This window comes from Neobacillus sp. NPDC097160 (assembly GCF_044762155.1).
In the GTDB taxonomy this organism is placed as follows: domain Bacteria; phylum Bacillota; class Bacilli; order Bacillales; family Cytobacillaceae; genus Neobacillus.
Genome location: NZ_JBIWDU010000004.1, coordinates 48114 through 68054, shown reverse-complemented (window position 1 = coordinate 68054; position 19941 = coordinate 48114). Strand labels below are relative to the sequence as shown.

Below are 19941 nucleotides of genomic sequence, written 5' to 3'. Positions count from 1 at the left end.
ATAAATGATTTTATGTGAACTCCTTTTTAGGAGATTCAACCAGTTGGATTTGATTCTTTTGATTCTACTTGTGAAATGGCTTTCCATAGGCTAATAACGGACGATAGGATCATTAGCACTCCTGGAACAATCATAAGGAAAATTGCACCATTGGTAGATTGAATAAAAGCCAATAGCCTTCCTACAAAAGGGAGAGTGAAACCACTATATACCCCAACTATTTTTTCAGTAATTACAGGGGATCGGTCTTTAGTGTCGTTGTTATCACCCTTTGTAATAAACTGGACTGAATCCTTTTCTTTTTGTATTTTAATAATTCTATGGGTTATTAATGTGTTAGGATTATCAGCCGCTTTAAAAGTGATCACATCACCCTTTTGAAGACTAGCCGTATTAGAAACTGGTTTTACAGCTATTATTGACCCCGTCTTAATACCTGGCTCCATTGAACCTGATAAGACCGTCATAATCTCATAGCCGAAAATCTTTGGAGTTCCACCATTTATTTTTGTCGATATCACTGTAATAACCATGCAAATTAACAACCCGTAGATAATTATTGATGAAATTCTACCTGCCCATTTTTTTAAACCTTCCATTCTTTCACCTACTCTTTTTTTTTGTTTGATAAAAAGGTAATGTCTCTTTTATTTATTAACATTAATTTTTTTACTAACAGTTACTGGTGATCCTTCTATTAATAACTCATTTCCTATTAGCTTTTCATGATTCTGAAAAGCAACAAACATATAAAATCCCTTTTTTAATGGAGTATATGTAATCTTGATTGGTGCCCCATTTGCTGCCATTTTAGGAATTACCCCCTCGCAAAATACTAGTTCACCAGTTTCTCCATGAGGGCCAACAGGGTTTCCATTCGGACTATAATAAACGTAATATGTTGAGTTTAGGGTCATATCTCCCGGACCGACATTCTGGATATAGGCATAGATTTCATTTGAATCATAACTAGCATTTGTAAATGATAATGTACTATAATCAAACCCGGGACCTGCTTCAATGCTGGTTTTAATTTTTGCTTGACTAATAAAAAGCGCATTTGTTGTTGATGTTAAGTTAAGTGATATAAACATTAAGACATACCAGGCAAGTCCAAAATTCAAAATAATAAAGAGGCTTCTATGCTTCCTTCTTAAATTCCTAAACCTAGTAAGTTTAATTGTTCTCCCTCCCTTTATTAATCATTGGGTAACTTGCGATAAAAGAGCTATACTCTCGTAAAAAATCTGAACTGCCCAAAATAGTGTTCTTTATAACGAATATCTCTGATTTAGTATAGTACAAAATACCACTATTGAAAAACTCCTGAAATAGGTGTTTTTCCCCAAATAAGAACGTTTTCTGTCCTTTATATCCGTTTATCTCCCGTTTTCTCATTAAATTATTCTTTATATAGAATATTTTGTACTTTATAATATCTATGAATAATTTGGCTTCTTTGAGAAACTCATTATTCATACAAAAAACTCTATAGCTACGCGCCATAGAGTTTTCAAACTATCCCAACGGTTGACTTTACCCAAACACCGTTGGAATTAAAGTAATATATCTGTACATAGATAACCTTGTCTCCACAAATGTTGCCAAGCAGGTTCTTGGTATTTCTAAATGAGTGCCTACCACTCCTCGAACAATGTCGATGAATTCGACAAAATGCGGGTGGTTACAGGCACTTATTCTATTTGCCCCTACTTAAACATCTAGAACAGTTTGTAACCATATGTTTTGATGGTATAGTAAAAGACAACCCAAAAACTAAGGACAAACAGATAAATGGCGAACGAGTAGTAAATGTTATACCCATAATTGTAATGGAAGACTCCTAGTAATTCAGACACTCTTTCTACTCCTACACTTAGAAGCGCCCAAATAAGGATATACACAGGGCAATACCGTGGCCGGATGTCCCGTTGATCATATATTTAAAAGAACAGATAACTATACGGGCCGTACATACAATGTGATAGAAAGTCTGTAAGTTCAAGTTGTGAATTATCATTTAAATCATAAAAGCTTATTGGTAAAACGCTTAACGTATGATCAAAAAAGAAACCGAAAAAAACCCCACATAGAAGAAAAATAATAGAAGAAACAACACAAGCAGATTTAGATCTATCATTTGGTACTGGATTTTATCCGACATTTTATTTAATGCAAGCTGCACTACCATACTTGAAGGAATCCAAAGGAAATATCATTAACTTCGCATCTGGTGCGGGTCTTGAGGGACATGAAACACAAGCAACTTATGCTGCTGCTAAAGAAGCGATTCGTGGGTTATCACGTGTAGCAGCAAACGAATGGGGCAGATTCGGTATTAACGTAAACATAATCAGTCCACTCGCTAACTCTCCAGGTGTACAAGCTTGGGCTAAAGCACAGCCTGAATATTACGAAAGCGTTAAAAGCAAAATTCCAAAGGGCCGTTTTGGTGATGTAGAAAATGATATCGGCCGTGTTGCCGTATTCTTAGCTTCTGAGGATTCTCAATATATTACTGGTCAAACAATCATGGTTGACGGCGGCTCAATAATGCTTCACTAATATTGTAGGAAACTTTTCTGGTAAAGAAGGATTTTTAACACAAAGATGCTGTAATCAAAAAGCGAGGGGAATTGGATACATCCAATTCCCTTTTCGGATTATTTAAGATGTTTATGCTGCTTCACCTAGATTTGAAACCTCATTTACTTATGGTACGGTTCACCGCACCAATTATACCGGCGGTTTTTAAGTATTGGAAAATAGCTGGTAACATTATCGGTCTACTAAAAAGCTAGAATTGCAGGTTATGGCTTAATTTAAGGAAATTATTTAGTTCAGGAGGACCGTGAAATGCCATCTAATTCCTAATTACTTAACTAGTCTATTTGTAATAGCTTTTCATTTGGTTTTGGATAATATTTAGAAATGCCTTCACAGATTTTGATGAATTATTCTTTGATACTACGTAGCCCATGGGAATCTTTACGGGGTTATGATCTATCATGAAAGGTTTAGAGACGATCAATTTGTTCCACATAACTTGTCCATTTTTTAAAGCAGGGTCTAGAATAAAGTTAATTGCTCTTCCTTCGGCAACTGTCTTTTCGATAATATCTGTGTTATTAGTAGCAAAAAGGATCTTATTAGGAGCATATTTATTGGAAAGCTCTTGAAAAAATTGCACTACATACTTGCTGTTATATATAACTATGGGATAATTTGACAAATCATACGGCGTAATGTATTCAAGGGAGGCTAATGGTGAATGTCTGTTTACAAGGACATGTACTTTTGAATCGAAAAGAACTTTAAATAACAAATCATCATGCTCTTTATGCATACTTTCATAAATATGAATTAAACCTGCATGGATTTTGCCTTGTTTGATTCCTTCGATAATCTCCTCTGTGGAATCTTCTTCTATATCTACTTTAATATGACGTTGGCTTTCGTGAAAAGACTGAAAGGCATCGAGTAATAGTGTATTGCATAGCCCAAATATAGCTGATATTTTTAATTCTTTTTGTTTCTTTCGGGCCTTTTCCTCAAATTCCTGAAGCTTTATAACGATTTCTTTGGCATGTTGAATCATTTCTTTTCCTTCAACCGTTGGTTCTGCTCCTAATCGTGTACGCTTGAAAAAATAGATTCCAAGCTCATCTTCAAGTGAAGCAATTGCCCTGCTTATTCCAGATTGCGTAACATGGAGATTTTGCGCTGCTGTGGTAATCGATCTTGTTTTTGCCACTTCAACGATATATTTTAATTGCTCGATATTCACCTTATACCTCCATCCATGACCAAAACTCATGAAACCATGATTTATATTAATTTTACATGGGCCATTTCCTTTTGTAAAATTATTTTTAGATTAGTCTAAAAATTCTGGATAAAACACTTATCTGGAAGATGTAAGCCACCCTATATTGATAATAATGAAGGAGGAAAAGCAATGAAATTTGGATTATTCTATGAGCATCAATTACCTAAACCATGGAAAGAGGGGGACGAGCATCAGCTTTTAAAAGATGCTCTAGATCAAATTGAACTGGCTGATCAACTAGGTTATGACTATGTATGGGAGGTTGAGCACCACTTTCTTGAAGAGTACAGTCATTCTTCAGCACCAGAAGTTTTTCTTGCTGCAGCTTCACAGCGCACGAAAAACATTCGTATTGGACACGGTATTGTCCAGCTGCCAATGGAATTCAACCATCCAGCTCGTGTAGCAGAGCGGATTGCAACATTGGATTTAATTTCTGATGGCAGGGTTGAATTTGGAACGGGAGAAGGTTCAGCAGAAATTGAATTGGGAGGCTTTAATGTCAGCCGTGATGCCAAGCGCAGGGAATGGAGCGAAGCTCTTGATGCGATTACAAAAATGTTTGTCGAAGCACCGTTTGCTGGTTATAACGGCGAATTTTTAAAAATGCCTGCACGTAACGTCCTTCCAAAGCCCATGCAAAAACCTCACCCGCCTTTATGGATGGCGTGCAGCCAGCATGAATATATTCGTACGGCAGCATTAAAAGGAATTGGTGCTCTGTCCTTTGCATTTATTGAACCGGAGCAGGCGAAAGAGTGGGTAGATGATTATTATCAGTTACTTGCATCTGAACAATGTAATCCTGCCGGTTTTTCCGTAAATCCAAATGTCGCTTTAGTTCTGCCGTTTATGGTACATGAGGATGAAAAAACAGCTATCGAACGAGGTGTCGAGGGAGCTAACTTTTTCGATTATTCTTTAGGACATTATTATGCCTTCGGTAAGCACCGCCCTGGATATTCGGATATTTGGGATGAATTTAACCAAAACCAACTGCAAGCCACTACTAGTGCTTCTGAGGAAACAGGTCATGAGACCATTTCTAGGAGAGGAGCAATAGGGACACCTGAGCAAGTCCGCGAACTTCTACGCCGTTATGAGGAAGCTGGGGTTGACCAAGTGATTTTCATTAGTCAAGCAGGTAATAACAAGCATGAACATATTTGTGAGGCACTGACTTTATTTGCCCAGGAAGTAATGCCGGAATTTAAAGAACGTGATGAGCATTATCAAGCACGCAAACAGCAAAGACTTGCTCTAGCAATAGAGCAGGCATTGGAACGTAAGGCCCCAGCTCTTCACGCGGATGAGGATTATGTAGTGGTCTCGCCGCCACGCCTGCCAATTACGGAAACAATAAATAACAAATAAACCTATATGGAAAGAATATATTTTTAAAAGTTTACGTTGTAAGTGTTACCAAACTAAGGATTCTAGGGAGGGGTATGCTAGATGGCAAGTAAAGAGAGTTTGGCTGTTAGGCAGGGATTACTGGATTGGGGAGCGCAGCAGGCACAAAAACAGCCTTCCATTGAGGAAATGAGAAAAAGCCTAGAGGACTTGATGAGTAGTACACCACTTGCGTCGGATGTTTCTATAAATAGAATTCAAATAGGAGAAACACCAGCTGAATGGGTCACAACACCAACCGCTACCCAGAACCGCGTATTTCTTTTCCTTCATGGAGGCGGTTACTTTTTAGGCAGCTGTAAAGCCTACCGGGATTTGGCGTCACGTCTTTCCAAAGCAACAAATAGCCGGGTGCTCACAGTTGAGTATAGATTGGCTCCTGAGCATCAATACCCTGCCGCCATTGAGGATGCGGTTTCTGCGTATCGCTGGCTTGTTTCTGATCAGGGGATTGATCCGTCCCAAATCATTATTGGAGGAGATTCCGCTGGTGGTGGGTTAACCTTGGCCACGCTATTATCTTTGAGGGATGCGGATGACACTCTTCCAGCCGCGGCTATACTTCTCTCACCTTGGACTGATTTAGAAGGAACGGGGAAATCAATGGAAACTAGGAAAGATGTAGATCCATGGCTAAACCCTGACCAGAACAGAGTAGCACCCGCTATGTATATAGGGAATATGGATCCGCGCCATCCATTAGTCTCCCCCCTTTATGCAGATTTACAGGGACTGCCTCCAATGCTTGTTCATGTCGGTAATGACGAAATTTTACTGGACGATTCTGTTCGACTTGTGGAGAGGGCTGAGGTAGCAGGTGTGGAAGTCAGCTTCAAGATATTCGAAGACATGTGGCATGTGTTCCACGCATTTGCTACAAGTGTCCCAGAAGCGCAAGAAGCTATAAATGAAATTGGAAACTATGTAACTAAAAAGCTGGAAGCTATTGAAATTCCTTAAGATTCTTCCAACGAAATTACGGTTTAAAAAACTGTTCTGAGAAGGCTGCTTCGGTAGCCTTTTTTGTAGAAAAGGGGGATATTTTTGATTAAAACAACGGATAAAATAAATCTCTTTAAACAAATCATGGGTCACTATCCAACAGGCGTTACGATTGTTACTACTATGGACGAGAATGAAGAGCCTGCCGGACTTACTGTAAATTCCTTTACCTCCGTGTCAATAGATCCATTGTTAGTATTATGGTGCATCGATAAAAAAACATCTTCAATTGAAACGTTTTTAAAGGCTGATGGCTTTGCTGTTCATACCCTATCTTCAGATCAAACTGAGGCTTGTTGGGCATTTGCCGGAAAGGGTTCAGATCGTTTTATGAAAGTAAATTGGTACACATCGGAAAACAAATTACCAATCATAGAGGATTCCCTCGGAGTTTTAGAATGCCTTACGGTTCAACGCATAGATGCAGGAGATCATATTATTCTATTAGGTGAAGTAAAAGAGTTATTAAAAAAAGACAAGGAACCTTTACTTTTTTACAACAAAAAGGCTGGAACCATTCCAAAAGATTGGTAGTAAAATAATTATTATGATTCAAAACCTTCTTAAGAGGAGCTGCACGGATGAAAATATTGGGGATTTCAGGTACGTTGATAGGAAGGAAAACTCTAACAGTTATTGAGCAAGTGATAAATGAGATTAAAAGTTTTTCCCCTGAAGTGGACGTGGACATTCTAGATCTTAGAAAATTTAACATTCAATTTTGTGATGGACGCACAACTTCCGAATATACAGGAGATACGAAGGAAGTAATCGAACGAATTTCTTTAGCTGACGGCTATATTATAGGAACCCCCATTTTTCAAGGTTCCTTCACTGGTGCATTAAAAAATTTATTAGATTTGGTTCCTCCTTCGGTATTTCAGCACAAAGTTATGGGGTTCGTGGCTACTGGAGGAAATCCTCAGCATTACTTAGTGGTTGAAAATCAATTAAAACCAATTGCAGGATATTTTAAAGCCATTATAACTCCACATTTTATCTTTGCAAATAGTAGTCAATTTAATAAGCAAAATGAAATTGTGGATTCAGAATTGAACGTGGAAATAAAGGAATTTTCTCACCAAGTATTATTTATGATGAGCAAATTGTCAATGGAATCAAAGTAACAGAGACCATAACTTGCCTAGTTGGGGACCACGACTAGTGGCCCCATTCTTATAGTATAAACAGATGCATACTAGTTTTAAGATCAAAAGATTAACCGAAAGTTGATTTCTAAACTTTACCGGTTTTTTCTCCTGCTCGTGTTTGAATAAACGTCAGCCTGAAAACCTCGAAGATACGATAGGGTTTCAGGATAATTAATGTAAACCGCCTCTATTTATGGTAAGGTTCACCGTGAAAGTTCTAAGTGAGGTTGGAAAGGTTCCGTTCGGCTATTAACGGACTAAAGTTGGACCAACTAATTCTTCTGGGTTTTCCCCCAATGCCAACTTGCTAATATTAGCATAGCTGAGTTGTTTATACGTTTTTAGTAATTGCTTTAACTCAAGGAACTTTATGTCTGTTTTTAAATTTTCGATTTCCCGATAATAGACAGACAACACATAATCATCTTGAGTCCTCGGATTGAATTTACCTGGGTCTTCATCCATAATTAATGAGCCCATATATTGATATCCAAACTGCAATTGACGAGTCAGCTTAATGATATTGATAAATTTTCTGTAAATAGATGGTTTTGTGGAATTCAATTTTCCGATAGCAATTTGCGCACTTTTCAATTGGTTGTAACTTGATGTTGTTAGCACAATCTCTCTCCCTTTTTGCTTGGTATTAGTCCCATGGTTTATCCACTGAAAGTTTGGACACGAGTTCGTTATTTTGTTGTCTTTTTAGCTTGCGAATTTTTTCACGTTCTTTTCCCGTTTCATAGAGAAATTTTTCTTCTTCTGTTTCTGGAATAACACCTGGAACTTCTATCGGCCTTTTATTTTCATCTAGAGGAACAAAAGTTAAGAATGCTGTAGCTGCAAGTCTACGTTTTCCAGTTTCAAGATCTTCGGCCACCACTTTACAGAAAATCTCCATTGACCTTTTACCTGTATAGCTGACAAATGATTCGATACAAACCGAATCACTTACTCTGATTGGTTCAATGAAGTTAACCGAGTCAGTAGATGCCGTAACACATTCCTTTACCCTTGAGTGCCTGCGAGCGGAAAGCGTCGCACAAGCATCCATCTTCTTCATTAGAACTCCACCAAATAATGTATGATAATTGTTCAAATCATTAATGAGCACTTGATCGGTTTGAACAACACGCGTTTCTATAACCCTTTTCGCTTGCATAAAATACCACCTTATATAAAAATACATTTGAAGCGTTCTCCTCAAATGCATTGAAGTTTTTACAATGACAATTATAATATGACTATAGTGGAAAGATACAATGCCAATCCCATATGCAATTCATAACAAAATAGTATGTAAGCGCTCTTTAGCCTAAACAATAAAAAAAGCCTCCCCTTAACAAGAGGAAGCCTTCTACTATTTGACTCAATTTAGATTATGAATCATGGTTATGATTAGATGTCGACAGCTTTACTTTAGCAAATCGGATAAATTCTTTCGCAACCTGTGATAAGTATGCATCTTTTTTCCAGACCATCGCTAGATTCCATTCGATTGTCGGATTGATTACGGTTATAGTTCGAAAATCATTTGCTAGTTCCAAACATGTATTCTCAGGCAGCAAAGTAATACCTATATTGTAAGCCACCAATTCTTGAATAAAATCTAATTGTGATGTTTCCGAAATAATTTTCGGTTGAAAACCAGCTTCTCTGCAAGCAGTCATGACTAGGTTCCTTAACTCAAAATCTCGATTGAACATAATAAAGCTCTCTTCTTTAAGTTCTTTCAATGACACTTCATGTCTCCCAGCAAGACGATGAAACGAGGGTACCACTAGTTTTAATTTCTCATTAACAAACCTATAATAGTCGAGATTATCATTTTTCTCCGGAAGAACGAGAACCCCAAAATCTAACAAACCATTGACAATCTTCTCCTCAATCGGCTTAGATCCATCCTCTTCCAATTGGAATGTCACCTCTGGATATTTTTCATGAAACGATGCAATCAGTTGTGAGAAAAAAATAGAATTAGTAATCGCAGGGAGTCCAATACGGACATGGCTTTTTTTTAGCATGAACATCTGACCAAGTTCCGCATCCAAAAGCTGCAACTGTTTTTCAATTATTAATGTATGCTTTTTTAAAATACGTCCTGAATCTGTTAATATCAGCCCTTTTCTTGTGCGAATAAATAGCTGTGTACCAAGTTCATCCTCCAAGGTTTTGATAATTCTACTGAGGGCAGGCTGCGTAATAAACAGATTTTCAGCTGCATTGGTGAAATTGCCAGTACGTGTAACTTCAATAAAACACTCCAAATGTTTAATTTCCAATCCTATCAAACACCTTATATACTTTTTTAAAGATATTTTAGTTTACCACATTTTTTACTTTAGTAACCTCACTTGTGATTTATCAAAAAGGCAAACCAATATTTTTGAAAAAACCTCATTTACTTATGATACGGTTCACCGTAACACATCTAAATGAGGTTTTTTCACTAAAATCTAAAAAACCCAACACTCGTTAATTAGGTGCTAGACTTTTTAGGCTTCGGCGTTATTAAGCGCTTCTGAATTTTTTTCCAATGGTTTTTAACTTGGTATGCCATAAGGTTGTTTGTTGCAGAGTCTTTATCAAATACTTCTTGAGCCCTTTCAGCATAAGTTAAGAAGTTACCATAGCCTGCCTTGCCGTTTCCGAGGTGAGTATATTTAGTATATAAGCTTTTCCTATGCTTTTTTACACCCGACTTTTCTGATTTCCAATTACATAATCGAACTTTTTTATATGCCCTGCAATAGTATTTGAATAAACTCTTTTCTCGTAATTTCACATTGTGACCATCAAACGCAAAACCTAGGTAATCTAGAATACTTGGCTCAAAATTCTCGTCATATATTCTGTCCTGTTTATAGATAAACCTATTTGTTTTTTCTTTTTGAATGATTAACCTTGGAGTTTGCTTTTTCACTTGTTCAATTACATCTAGATGTTGGCTATAATCGTAACTGTTTGCTTCCCCTTCAAAAGGTATAACAATGATTAAATCATCGCAATATCTTCTGTAAAGCCCCCCACAGGATTCTACATAATTATTTATTTCCTCATCAAAGTCTAAAAGGTAAATATTGGAGCAAACTGAACTCAATCCCGCTCCTTGAGGTATTCCATAATCATTTCTATTGTACTCCACGTTTTGATTATTTGCCTTTCTAAACCTTCTGAAATCCTTCTCATCTAAAAGCCTGGACAGCTTTTTTCTCTTATCCCTATTTTTGTATTTCCTCTTTAATAATTCATCGATTTTTTCCTTATCAACCCAACTATATTTAGTAATATTCTTAAAAACAGCATAATAATCTTCCGGCAAAGTTTCCTTTTCTAAAACCGTTTGTAACTGGTTTTTAAGATACTTGTGGTCAAGTTCATCAAAAAAGGATTTGAAATCCGCTACGTATATGAAAGCCTGATTACTTCTTTTAATGTAATCTATTACTTCTTTTGCAAAATGGATATTGCATTTTCCATCATTCTTTTTTCTATAGGCAGTTGCAACAGAATCTATCCCACGTTTAACAGCTACTTTATTGTACATATCATTTAGCAAGTCACCGTAATATTTATAAATAAAGCTATCAATATGAGATGCATAAAAGATTTTTCTTTCTTTCGGTTCTGGTTTTTCTTTCCCTTTTATCTCATTATTATATTTATGTATCTTTATACTGAAATGAATAAACGGGTAAAATCCATGCTCTTGTACCCAGCATGGATTTGTAATTCTATCAACAGCATTTTTAATAGAAACTTTATTATCAAAATGCTTATATTTCTTAGTGCTGTATTTATCAAAATTAATATTAGCAGAGCTGGAAAGGGCATGTAATTTTAGCCTATTACTCTGATTCATAGTCAGTCACCCTTTCAGCTTACCGTGGTCTCAATTAAATCCTATAAATAGACTTCAAAAGGACCGTTTACATTGTATGTGATTTCGCACAGACAACAAGGCTAGATGATATTACTAATCCTATATACTATTAAGTATACGGTGGAATGGTTTACTACAAATGGAGGTGTTAATTCCGATATGCAGTGCAGTTGCCTTACGTTATCCTTTGTTATTGCCTGCTGGTTCGTGATAGCAGCAAGAAATGTCGTTTGGATAAAGCTTGACAACCTTTCACCAGTCTCCCTCGCAACTGTTTTACGAGGCACTATTATTATATCATAAATGGATTCTATTACCAGTATATTGATTGAATTATCCAATATTTAAATCTATTATTTTATCTTGTAGCAAAGTTGTACATCTTCAGCACTAAGTATACCGATTCTTAAAACCATAGAATCTTTCAGGTTAACTTCTTCCCGAAATTCCAACTCTAAAGGATTGCTTAGAAGTTTATTTAATTCTTCCTTTCCTTCCAATAATATCATAGCCTGATAAGGTGCGAGTACAAATTCATCCACTTTTTCACCATTGCTTAGATATTCATAAAGACCGTAAAATTCTTCTTCCAAATACTCCCCAAAATCCTTTTGTATCTTTTGTTTCAGCTCTAATAACTCTGATAAACATCGAATTTTTTTCATATAATATTAGCCTCCAATTATTTTTTTGTATGTTCTGTTACCATACAGACTACAATTCCAACCACAGTTCCTAATAAGAAATATGGCAATATAATCACCTTCTTTCATTCTTTTAATCCCTTATTCTTGAAATCTTTTAAGCTTGCATTTTTCCGTCAGTAAACCCCTTTTTAGCTAGTGCATAAATAGTTAATCCAAACATAACTCCTGCCTTAAATAAATTAATTGGTGACATGCGCTCACCCCCTTTACTGTAAAATCACACACGAAAAAAGAGACGATAACTATTTAAGAGCAAACCTCTCTGACCTTTTATCATATTAAGTTTTCCTGTATATTCACTCGCCAGTGGCTTCACATGAAGCTTATAGGCTTAATAAGTTCACCATCTTTCAATAGACCAATTCCTAAATCCTGTAGACCCTGTTTATCCTGTAATAAGTAAACAACATTCGATGCACCGCCATCATAGAAGAATACCCAACACGTTAGTTCCTCCTTAAATTCAGCTGGAATACTTGCCTTAAGCTCCTCGTTCCTTATGTCCTCCGCTGATATAGCTCTAACATCTACCTTCCAGTCTTTCCATGCCAGATGCGGATGCTGTTCCACCATGTAGTTCCTAAATACTTTAATGACGCTCATAATTTTGCTCGCTCCCTTTATAATTTGATAAAAATAGAAAAAGGAGAAGATAAATCATCGGCACTGGATGATTCATCTTCTCCTTGTTTTGTAAAGTGTCTAACCACTTCATTATTCATTTGAATTTGTATAGATTCAATTTTACGGTCATCAGCAATCGTAATTTTATTGATTAACAGATGTAGAAGTTGCTTTCTCTGTTCGGCTGTTATGGAGTTCTTATAACAATCGACAAAATGATTCATTACTTGTTTGACCATTTTAAAAGATATTTCTTGCTTGCTACCTTGCCCCAATTTTTGCTCAATCGGTACAATTCTGTCATCCAATAGCCTTTTTTCTTCATCTAACTTTTCCAACCTATCCTTTAAATCATTCTTGCTTAAAATACCATCTTCGTACAGACCTAATGCTTTGTCCTTCTTAGATTGAATAGCTTCCAAAGAGCTTTTCAAGACTCGATATTCCCTTTGGAGCGGTTCTAAAATCGTATGATTGCTTTCATTAATTTTACCAACCACATCTTTAATGAGAACATCTTTATCAGCAAAATGCGCAATTTTATTTAACACATAATCTTCCGCATATTCTGTCCGAACTCCATTAGAATGACAAGCTGCCGTTCCTTTGTTCTTCCAAGCTCCACAAACGTAATACTCTAATACACGTTTCGTTCCATCTTTTCTTCGATTCGTTGTTCTTCCGAGTACCATTCCCGACCCACAAATAGGGCACTTCATAATGCCAGTAAGGGGGAACTCACCGCTATGAATACGATTAGGCTTTTGGGTTCTATTCTTCATAATTGATTGTGCTTTCTGCCATGTTTCTTCAGTGATAATAGGAGTATGCTGACCTTTTTCGATTATCGGGTTAGGGTTAATATTATTTCGCCTTTTTTCACTCCAATCCCTGCGAACATTGTAACGGATAAGTCCTACATATACTGGATTCATAAGGATTGTCTTAATACCATTAATTGAAAAGAAATTACCTTTCTTTGTCCGATGCCCCTCTTGATTGAGAGCATTTGCAATTGATTTATAACCATGACCCTCATTATATAGCTGGAAAATTCTACGAACTGTAGCCGCTTCTTTTTCATTCACAACCAGTCTTGTCGTATTTCTTTTTCTATTATCATTTTGAGTTCTTTCAGAATCATAGCCTAAGACTTGACCGCCGTTCCATGAGCCGTCTTTAGCCCTTGCAATCATACCCATTTTGACGTTTTCGGCAATGTTATCACGTTCAAACTCTGCAATGACTGCCATCATATTGAATTGAAGTTTTCCTGTTGGTGATTCTGTTTCATATTTTTCAGAGTATGACCTAAAAGCGATGTTTTGACGTTTTAGAAAATCAACTATTTTTAACATGTCTAGGATGTTTCTTGCAAGACGATTGGACTTCCATACAAGGACAATGTCAAATAACTTTTGACCAGCGTCATCTATTAATTGCTGGAGGGAGGCTCGTCCTTTAATGGATTTGCCACTAATCCCTCGGTCAACATATTCCTTATATACTTCATACCCTTCACGCTCACAGTATTGACGTAACAACCTTGTTTGCTCGTCAATACTGTATCCTTCTTCTGCCTGTTCAGTAGTAGATACACGAGCGTAAATAGCCACCCTTTTCTTCTCATGACTTCCAATATCGAGCCCTGAAAATGAGGATAATTCTAACGTATTAGACTGCATGATTCTCACTCCATTTCTTTTCACTTTCTAAAGCTCCAATTTCATTTTTCGTTAAATAGTCGGTCACCATTTCCGCTAGGATATCTAGTAATATGCTGTATTGGTATTCTGCTGATTTCTGTTCCATGTTGGTTCCCCCTAAACAACTATTAAAATAATATATATTTGATTTCTGGATAAATTCCATTGTGGGGGTGTAGGTGGCATGTAAAATTAAAACTTTCCATTTTACTAGTTTTTACTTTACGATACCGCCCACTTTTATTTTTCATATGCCCCCTAGTCCCCCTAAAAGTGAATTACTTCACCGTTTAATATAGGGTGACTTGCATTTTCCAAGCCTTCAATCTTAATCCCTTCAAAATAAAACGTCCCTTGAACTTTTTTCTTTACGATTGGTGTATTTTCATTTTCAAGAACAACCTTAAAATTTCTCCAGAATACTTGCTTGGATTTCGTTCCTTTATCGTCAATGCCTTGCATATTCAGCCAGTGCATATATTTATGATGAAAGTTTGACTGCTTTGTACGCACCCCATCCTCTAGGATGATATGTTCATGATAGAATTCCTTTACTGGATTTTGTTCAGCATAGTACGCACGATGGCATTCTTCAATGGCATCACAATGACTAAATTGAAAGTTACTTGCCCTTAATTGTTTCAAACCTTCAATTGCCCAATTTAGAATACCGGGTAATTCCTTCAGTAATAATTGTTTTAAATTGACATTACGTTCTCCTTTACCGAAAGTCCTTTTAAAAGGAATAATCATTAACTTTCGGAAATAACCGTTAGTCACATCCATTGAATCAGGCAAGCTATTTACTAAGAATAGTAGTCTGCAAAATGGGGTGTAGCTAATAGATGGACGATACTTTATGTTAACGGTAATATTGTCACCACTTACAATTGCTTTGAAATTTTCTGTTCGGAGTGATTTCCCACCCATTTCGTTCTCGGCAGCAATGTTGAGAGACTTCCCAATTAGGCTTTCCATGCCGAATGTTTGGCTGAACTCCGAGAGAGGGACGCTACTAACATTTTCTTCGCCTACAAGAGCAGTAACTATGGAAGCCATGACACTTTTACCATTTGCTCCACTACCATAATAATAAACTGCCTTTTCAGCTTTCGTTTCAACTGTCAGCCAATACCCCACTAGCTCTTGATGAACACTAATTAGCTGACTATCATCAATCGTAATATCTTTCATAAAAGTCATGAAATGAGGTGCAGTGGCATTAGGGTCATACTCAATCGGAATTTGTACGGTTGATAAAAATTCAGGTGAGTGAGGATGAAGTGTAAAGGTTGACAGACTGAGCATCCCATTCTTCACATTAATGTAATTGCGATTTGTATTCATTTCTTCAACGGTAATCGATTCACGTTGAAGTGCTTTGACGACTTCCGCTTCGGAGGAACTTTTCCAGCTGTTCCATCTACCTTCGTGCATAATCTTTCGTATGACCTTTCCAAGATTAACCTCAGATAGTTCTTCATACACACCTTTTCTGTTGTAAAGGAACAAGCGACCATCCTTTGTTGAGCGAACATGGCATCTTTTAATAAAATGCTTTGCAAATGCATTAGCATTGAACAAGTAGCTATTTTTCTTTTCGTCATAGAAAAAGCCTCTTTCTTCGGCTTTACCCACTGTTAAGATAAGTGCCAATTCTTCAAGTAAGTCAACTGGAACAAGGGACTCAGGTACTTCGTCGGCGTTATTGTACTTATCAATAGCAGCCTGTTTCGAGGTCTCATATACATGACTCATCAAAGCAGAGAAAAAGGCTGCCCCTTCTTCAATCGCTACAATTTTAATTGCTGTAACGATTAGTGAAAGATTCTCTTTAATATCAATGGAAAGTATTTTTGAGTTTGTTGTTTCAGTCGATTCTAACAACCTTACCTTTTTAATGGGATAAGATGAAATATAATCGTTCTCTTTATTTTCAACTAGTTTCATTAGTATACTCTTCTCCTTATTTAGAGAAAGACGAGAAATAAATTTCTCTGTTCCTTCTCTTAAAATTCCTATTGATTTGGTGATTTTACCGTCTGACTAGCAATCTTTAAAAACATCACCTGAAGGTGTCTCATAATGGCTAATTTTTCAACTTCCCTTTAACCCTACCAATTGTGTGATTTTGATATTCTGACCATTTAAATTCCCCACTAGAATAGGACGTTTCACTTTTTTTAAAGGCATTCCTTATCACTCCTAATTTATTATCTTTACTCAACAGGCTCACAAGTAGCGATATTCACGTAACATTTGCCTTCATTTGTATAGTTATGATAGAGGAAAGCTCTTATCTTTCTCCCTTTGAGAGTGTTTAAACTAAATTCACCTTCTGGAATTTCCCCAAGTACACCATTAATGAACTTTACAAAGTTTGTATTAGTCTGTCCCAGGTAAAAAGTTTGGGTTAATACTTGTCCCTCTTCATCAAAAAATTTGATTATGGCTTTTTTTAAGCCCTGATATTTTCCATATGTTTCAACGTTAAGTGTACAGTCGCTTATTGTTAGGTCTACTACTCCCTCCGATATTGAAGGAGTATCAACGCTAGGTGGTAATAAGTTATAAAGATTCAAAGCCTCCACTGGGAAGATATTTGATATTTTCCGCCTTAGATTAAAAGCAAAATTCCGTTCTGTTTTTTCATCAGTTTCTTTCTCATCGAAATTTGCTAAATTCATCATGTTATTATCCCTCTCTTCACTTTGGTCTTTATTATTATCTGGTCCATATAATGTAGGACGTTTCACTTTTTTTAACATGAATTTCCCTCCTGGTTTTAATTATTCAGCTAGTGCTTCAACTTGGTCTGAAAATGTAAAGGTATTGATAACTGAATTTAAATACCACGCAACTATAATTGAATCTTTTTTAATTTCATAAGCAACAGGTTTCACGTGAAACATCTTTAAGTTATCGATAATAAGTTGTATTACTTTTCTTTTTCCATCCTCTGGCATCTCGGCTAGAAGGTCTTCTCTGTAACGAGTAATCTCTGCAAAAGCCATCAAATTTTTTAACGTATTTACATTATCAAGTACAGCAAAATCATTCTTACCATCTGAATCGGCAATTTCGTCACCAAATGGATTTAACTCCATTAATCGTTTTTCTTTTTTATAGATATTTTCTAACTCTTCAACTTGTTTTTGAGCATCGTCGAAAAAAGTTAAGTTGCCTTTATAGTATTTTTGAGTTTGTTCTTTCAATAGCATAATTTTTTCCTCCTAAAGTATAGTTAGTTTTCAAGATTTCATTTTGATTTGATAGTTTTTGTAGACCTAATTGCTTTCTACAAGTCATATAATGCCATACGTTTTTATAGCCAATGGGTATCTCATAAATAGAAATTTGAGACACCCCTTCTCCAAAAAAAAAACAATAGTGCTCCTCACACTATTGTCCCTTTAAGAATCCATTTGCTTTTAGTATTTCTTTCAAAGCCTTTATCTCTTCAGAAGAAGGTAATTTTATAGGCTTTGTGCCTTTGAATTCTTTATATTCTTTTTTTGCCTGCTCTAAAACTTCGTAAGGTGAAGCATATTCTTCAGTGTTTACATAGTTTCTTTCATTACTTAATTCGAACAAACTATGTTCCTTATACCCTTTCTTTCTAAAAACTTTTAACTCGTTGATAAACTCTTTTTCTTTTAGTCCAGCTTGATTAGCCAATTCTTCAATGGTTCTCTGTACCCTGGTATCTTTCCGCTTTTTAGTATCTAATAAATCTTTTATAACTAAACGTTCCAACATAATTTTATCCGTGGATGGACTTATTTCTCCTAATAATTCATCAGAATTTAAATTTACAATTTCTTCAATCGACTTATTAACAACCTCTTCTGCTCTAATTTCAGAGAAAATTTCACGGATACCTTTAAACTTCTTTTTTAATAAAATCATTTCTTCAATATAATACATATGTAATATTTCTTCGTCTGTGGGGCTTAATGTCTCTTTAAAATTTGGTATACTCAAACTTTGCAAATACTTATTCAGTTGTTGCCTTTCATTGAATGTTACCAGCTCTAGTTTTGCTAACATTGATTGTAAAGAAAATTGGTTTTCAATCTCATTTATTAAAATCGTTTTAATATTAGCTGTTAGCTCGTTTAAAAGTTTTAAATCTCTTCCCTGCGGATGCTGTTGCATTAATTTAGTATAAGTAACATGGTCCTTAATTATTGATTTAATGGCTTCTTTAGAATCTATGCTAAAAGAAAATCCATTTTTATTTTTAAATACTTCTTCATCTATAGCTACTAAATTTAGTACCTTTTTAAAATATTTACAATTATTAGGGTTGGCATCTTTTACTACGTCAGCAGGAATTGTATCTATATCCTCACCTTCTAGTGCCAGTAACTCTTTGGTTATTTGATACATAGTAATGCTTTCAACCATCTTTTCAGCTCCTTAGAAGGGTATATCTTCATTTTTTATTCATAAATTATTAATTAATAATCACTCGGGAAAAGCATTGTTTGCTTATCAGGTTCATCAATTATCCAAATAGTAGTATCCTTTAGGTTCATTATACCTTGTTCTATTATTATTTCTTCTTTTATAGGTGGTTGTTCCTGACTATTAATAATTTTTATTTTTTTGTTGATATTAACAAATTCAAAAACCTGCAAATAATCCATTTTATCTTTTCTTTGAACTGCAATTGAGTCCAAGAGCTCCCACAGAAGAGTTTGCATTTCTATACTTATTTTCTCACTAATAGCCCTAGTCATATAACGTGGTTTACGCTGTTCATTCATACTTTTTTCTCCTTTATTTAATAATTTCTCATACACCTTAACCTCATCTTTTAGACAAACTAAAAAGAGTGGATTATTGGTTTCTGCTTCTAAAGCAATTCCAATAATCCACTCTGACTCATCATTGTAAATATAGGTTTGAAATAAAACTGGATTCGGTAATATTTGCAACACATCCTCTAAAATGAGTTGCTCGTCTAGTTCCTCATGATAAAGAAGTACCGTTTCCTCTCCTACCGCATTTGTTTTAACCGCTACACCGAATTCCTCTTCCATAAAATCTTTCAATTGCTCTATACCGAACATGGCGTAACTCCTTTCAAATTCAATATTATTGATTTAAATTATGGCTGTGTCATACGGTACTAATTTCCACTGATGTTTCAGAGCAGGATAGAGAGGATGGAAACCTTTCCGACCAAAATTCGCTTCTATTTGAAGAATATTTGCTCTCTTGTCCAGCAATATGGCTAAAATCATGTTTAATCGTTCAACTGCATTCTTGTTTGTCTCTACTCCTTTTCCAACAGCAATAATAACATCATCTACTCTTGTGATAGCTTCTTGAATACATTTCAAATTTCCAATGACAGACTCTTTCGTTTCATCTCCTTTAATAGATGGAAATAAATTCACAATATCCACAACACCGTATTCCAATTTAGAAAGGTTATTAATGACGTACATGGTTGTTTGGTCTTGTACAATTTCATCTGCCTGACCTGCGTTTTTCATAATGATAAGTGCCTTTTTCTTGTTCTTATCCCACTCTTTTCTAATAAGATACTTGTTCTTCATTTCGTCATCATAAGTGACTTCTGTTTTTATGGTGCTTTTTGTAGTTCTCATTGTTT

General features: G+C 35.8%; 21 protein-coding genes and 1 pseudogene. 5 read left to right on the top strand and 17 right to left on the bottom strand.

The features are described from left to right. Positions 1 to 35: 35 nt before the first annotated feature. A complete protein-coding gene (gene sipW / locus ACIQXV_RS06995; RefSeq protein ID WP_402957260.1) occupies positions 36 to 599 on the bottom strand; it encodes a signal peptidase I SipW in 564 nt (187 codons plus the stop codon). 48 nt (positions 600 to 647) lie between these two features. After that, on the bottom strand, positions 648 to 1094 hold the full coding sequence (locus ACIQXV_RS06990; protein WP_402957258.1) for a hypothetical protein: 447 nt from the start codon (positions 1092 to 1094) through the stop codon (positions 648 to 650). Between the two features lie 1009 nt (positions 1095 to 2103). Here ACIQXV_RS06990 and ACIQXV_RS06985 point away from each other — a divergent pair. After that, a pseudogene (locus ACIQXV_RS06985) lies at positions 2104 to 2565 on the top strand (SDR family NAD(P)-dependent oxidoreductase); the annotation flags it as partial. 322 nt (positions 2566 to 2887) lie between these two features. On the opposite strand, the gene ACIQXV_RS06980 reads toward ACIQXV_RS06985, so the two are convergent. Next, positions 2888 to 3787 carry a LysR family transcriptional regulator gene (locus ACIQXV_RS06980; RefSeq protein WP_402957256.1) on the bottom strand — a complete coding sequence of 300 codons (900 nt, stop codon included), beginning with the start codon at positions 3785 to 3787 and terminating at the stop codon, positions 2888 to 2890. A gap of 171 nt (positions 3788 to 3958) precedes the next feature. Here ACIQXV_RS06980 and ACIQXV_RS06975 point away from each other — a divergent pair, with 171 nt between their 5' ends. The 4 genes from ACIQXV_RS06975 to ACIQXV_RS06960 all read left to right on the top strand — a co-directional run bounded on the left by ACIQXV_RS06975 (position 3959) and on the right by ACIQXV_RS06960 (position 7371). Continuing rightward, positions 3959 to 5203, top strand: coding sequence for an LLM class flavin-dependent oxidoreductase (locus ACIQXV_RS06975; protein WP_402957254.1), 1245 nt, complete (start codon positions 3959 to 3961; stop codon positions 5201 to 5203). Positions 5204 to 5284: 81 nt separating this feature from the next. Continuing rightward, positions 5285 to 6202, top strand: a complete 918-nt coding sequence (locus tag ACIQXV_RS06970; RefSeq protein WP_402957252.1) for an alpha/beta hydrolase — start codon at positions 5285 to 5287, stop codon at positions 6200 to 6202. A gap of 84 nt (positions 6203 to 6286) precedes the next feature. Further along, a complete protein-coding gene (locus ACIQXV_RS06965) occupies positions 6287 to 6778 on the top strand; it encodes a flavin reductase family protein (RefSeq protein ID WP_402957250.1) in 492 nt (163 codons plus the stop codon). 47 nt (positions 6779 to 6825) lie between these two features. Further along, positions 6826 to 7371, top strand: a complete 546-nt coding sequence (locus tag ACIQXV_RS06960) for an NADPH-dependent FMN reductase (RefSeq protein WP_402957248.1) — start codon at positions 6826 to 6828, stop codon at positions 7369 to 7371. Positions 7372 to 7644: 273 nt separating this feature from the next. Here the strand turns inward: ACIQXV_RS06960 and ACIQXV_RS06955 are convergent, their stop codons facing one another. The 14 genes from ACIQXV_RS06955 to ACIQXV_RS06890 form a co-directional block, all read right to left on the bottom strand. After that, positions 7645 to 8016, bottom strand: coding sequence for a hypothetical protein (locus tag ACIQXV_RS06955; RefSeq protein WP_402957246.1), 372 nt, complete (start codon positions 8014 to 8016; stop codon positions 7645 to 7647). A gap of 25 nt (positions 8017 to 8041) precedes the next feature. Continuing rightward, entirely contained in the window at positions 8042 to 8557 is a 516-nt protein-coding gene (locus ACIQXV_RS06950; protein WP_387314707.1) for an acyl-CoA thioesterase, read from the bottom strand. 217 nt (positions 8558 to 8774) lie between these two features. Then, positions 8775 to 9677 carry a LysR family transcriptional regulator gene (locus ACIQXV_RS06945; protein ID WP_402957244.1) on the bottom strand — a complete coding sequence of 301 codons (903 nt, stop codon included), beginning with the start codon at positions 9675 to 9677 and terminating at the stop codon, positions 8775 to 8777. 197 nt (positions 9678 to 9874) lie between these two features. Continuing rightward, positions 9875 to 11257, bottom strand: coding sequence for an antiviral reverse transcriptase Drt2 (drt2, locus tag ACIQXV_RS06940; RefSeq protein WP_402957242.1), 1383 nt, complete (start codon positions 11255 to 11257; stop codon positions 9875 to 9877). Positions 11258 to 11631: 374 nt separating this feature from the next. After that, a complete protein-coding gene (locus tag ACIQXV_RS06935) occupies positions 11632 to 11943 on the bottom strand; it encodes a hypothetical protein (protein WP_402957240.1) in 312 nt (103 codons plus the stop codon). 354 nt (positions 11944 to 12297) lie between these two features. After that, positions 12298 to 12588: a hypothetical protein gene (locus ACIQXV_RS06930; RefSeq protein ID WP_402957238.1), complete on the bottom strand. Its 291-nt coding sequence runs from the start codon at positions 12586 to 12588 to the stop codon at positions 12298 to 12300. Between the two features lie 17 nt (positions 12589 to 12605). Continuing rightward, on the bottom strand, positions 12606 to 14294 hold the full coding sequence (locus ACIQXV_RS06925; protein ID WP_402957236.1) for a recombinase family protein: 1689 nt from the start codon (positions 14292 to 14294) through the stop codon (positions 12606 to 12608). Beyond that, the gene (locus ACIQXV_RS06920; protein ID WP_402957234.1) at positions 14284 to 14421 is read right to left on the bottom strand and encodes a hypothetical protein; all 138 of its coding nucleotides are present in this window, start codon (positions 14419 to 14421) and stop codon (positions 14284 to 14286) included. The genes ACIQXV_RS06925 and ACIQXV_RS06920 overlap by 11 nt, the downstream gene beginning before the upstream one ends. A 161-nt stretch (positions 14422 to 14582) precedes the next feature. Beyond that, complete coding sequence (locus tag ACIQXV_RS06915) at positions 14583 to 16265, bottom strand: DNA primase family protein (RefSeq protein WP_402957232.1); 1683 nt, start codon at positions 16263 to 16265, stop codon at positions 14583 to 14585. Between the two features lie 269 nt (positions 16266 to 16534). Beyond that, positions 16535 to 17083 carry a hypothetical protein gene (locus ACIQXV_RS06910; RefSeq protein ID WP_402957231.1) on the bottom strand — a complete coding sequence of 183 codons (549 nt, stop codon included), beginning with the start codon at positions 17081 to 17083 and terminating at the stop codon, positions 16535 to 16537. A 21-nt stretch (positions 17084 to 17104) separates the two neighbouring features. After that, complete coding sequence (locus ACIQXV_RS06905; protein WP_402957229.1) at positions 17105 to 17536, bottom strand: hypothetical protein; 432 nt, start codon at positions 17534 to 17536, stop codon at positions 17105 to 17107. A 181-nt stretch (positions 17537 to 17717) separates the two neighbouring features. Then, the gene (locus ACIQXV_RS06900; protein ID WP_402957227.1) at positions 17718 to 18725 is read right to left on the bottom strand and encodes a hypothetical protein; all 1008 of its coding nucleotides are present in this window, start codon (positions 18723 to 18725) and stop codon (positions 17718 to 17720) included. Between the two features lie 53 nt (positions 18726 to 18778). Beyond that, the gene (locus ACIQXV_RS06895) at positions 18779 to 19393 is read right to left on the bottom strand and encodes a DUF960 family protein (RefSeq protein WP_402957225.1); all 615 of its coding nucleotides are present in this window, start codon (positions 19391 to 19393) and stop codon (positions 18779 to 18781) included. A gap of 33 nt (positions 19394 to 19426) precedes the next feature. After that, positions 19427 to 19936, bottom strand: a complete 510-nt coding sequence (locus ACIQXV_RS06890) for a DUF1643 domain-containing protein (protein WP_402957223.1) — start codon at positions 19934 to 19936, stop codon at positions 19427 to 19429. Positions 19937 to 19941 lie beyond the last annotated feature (5 nt).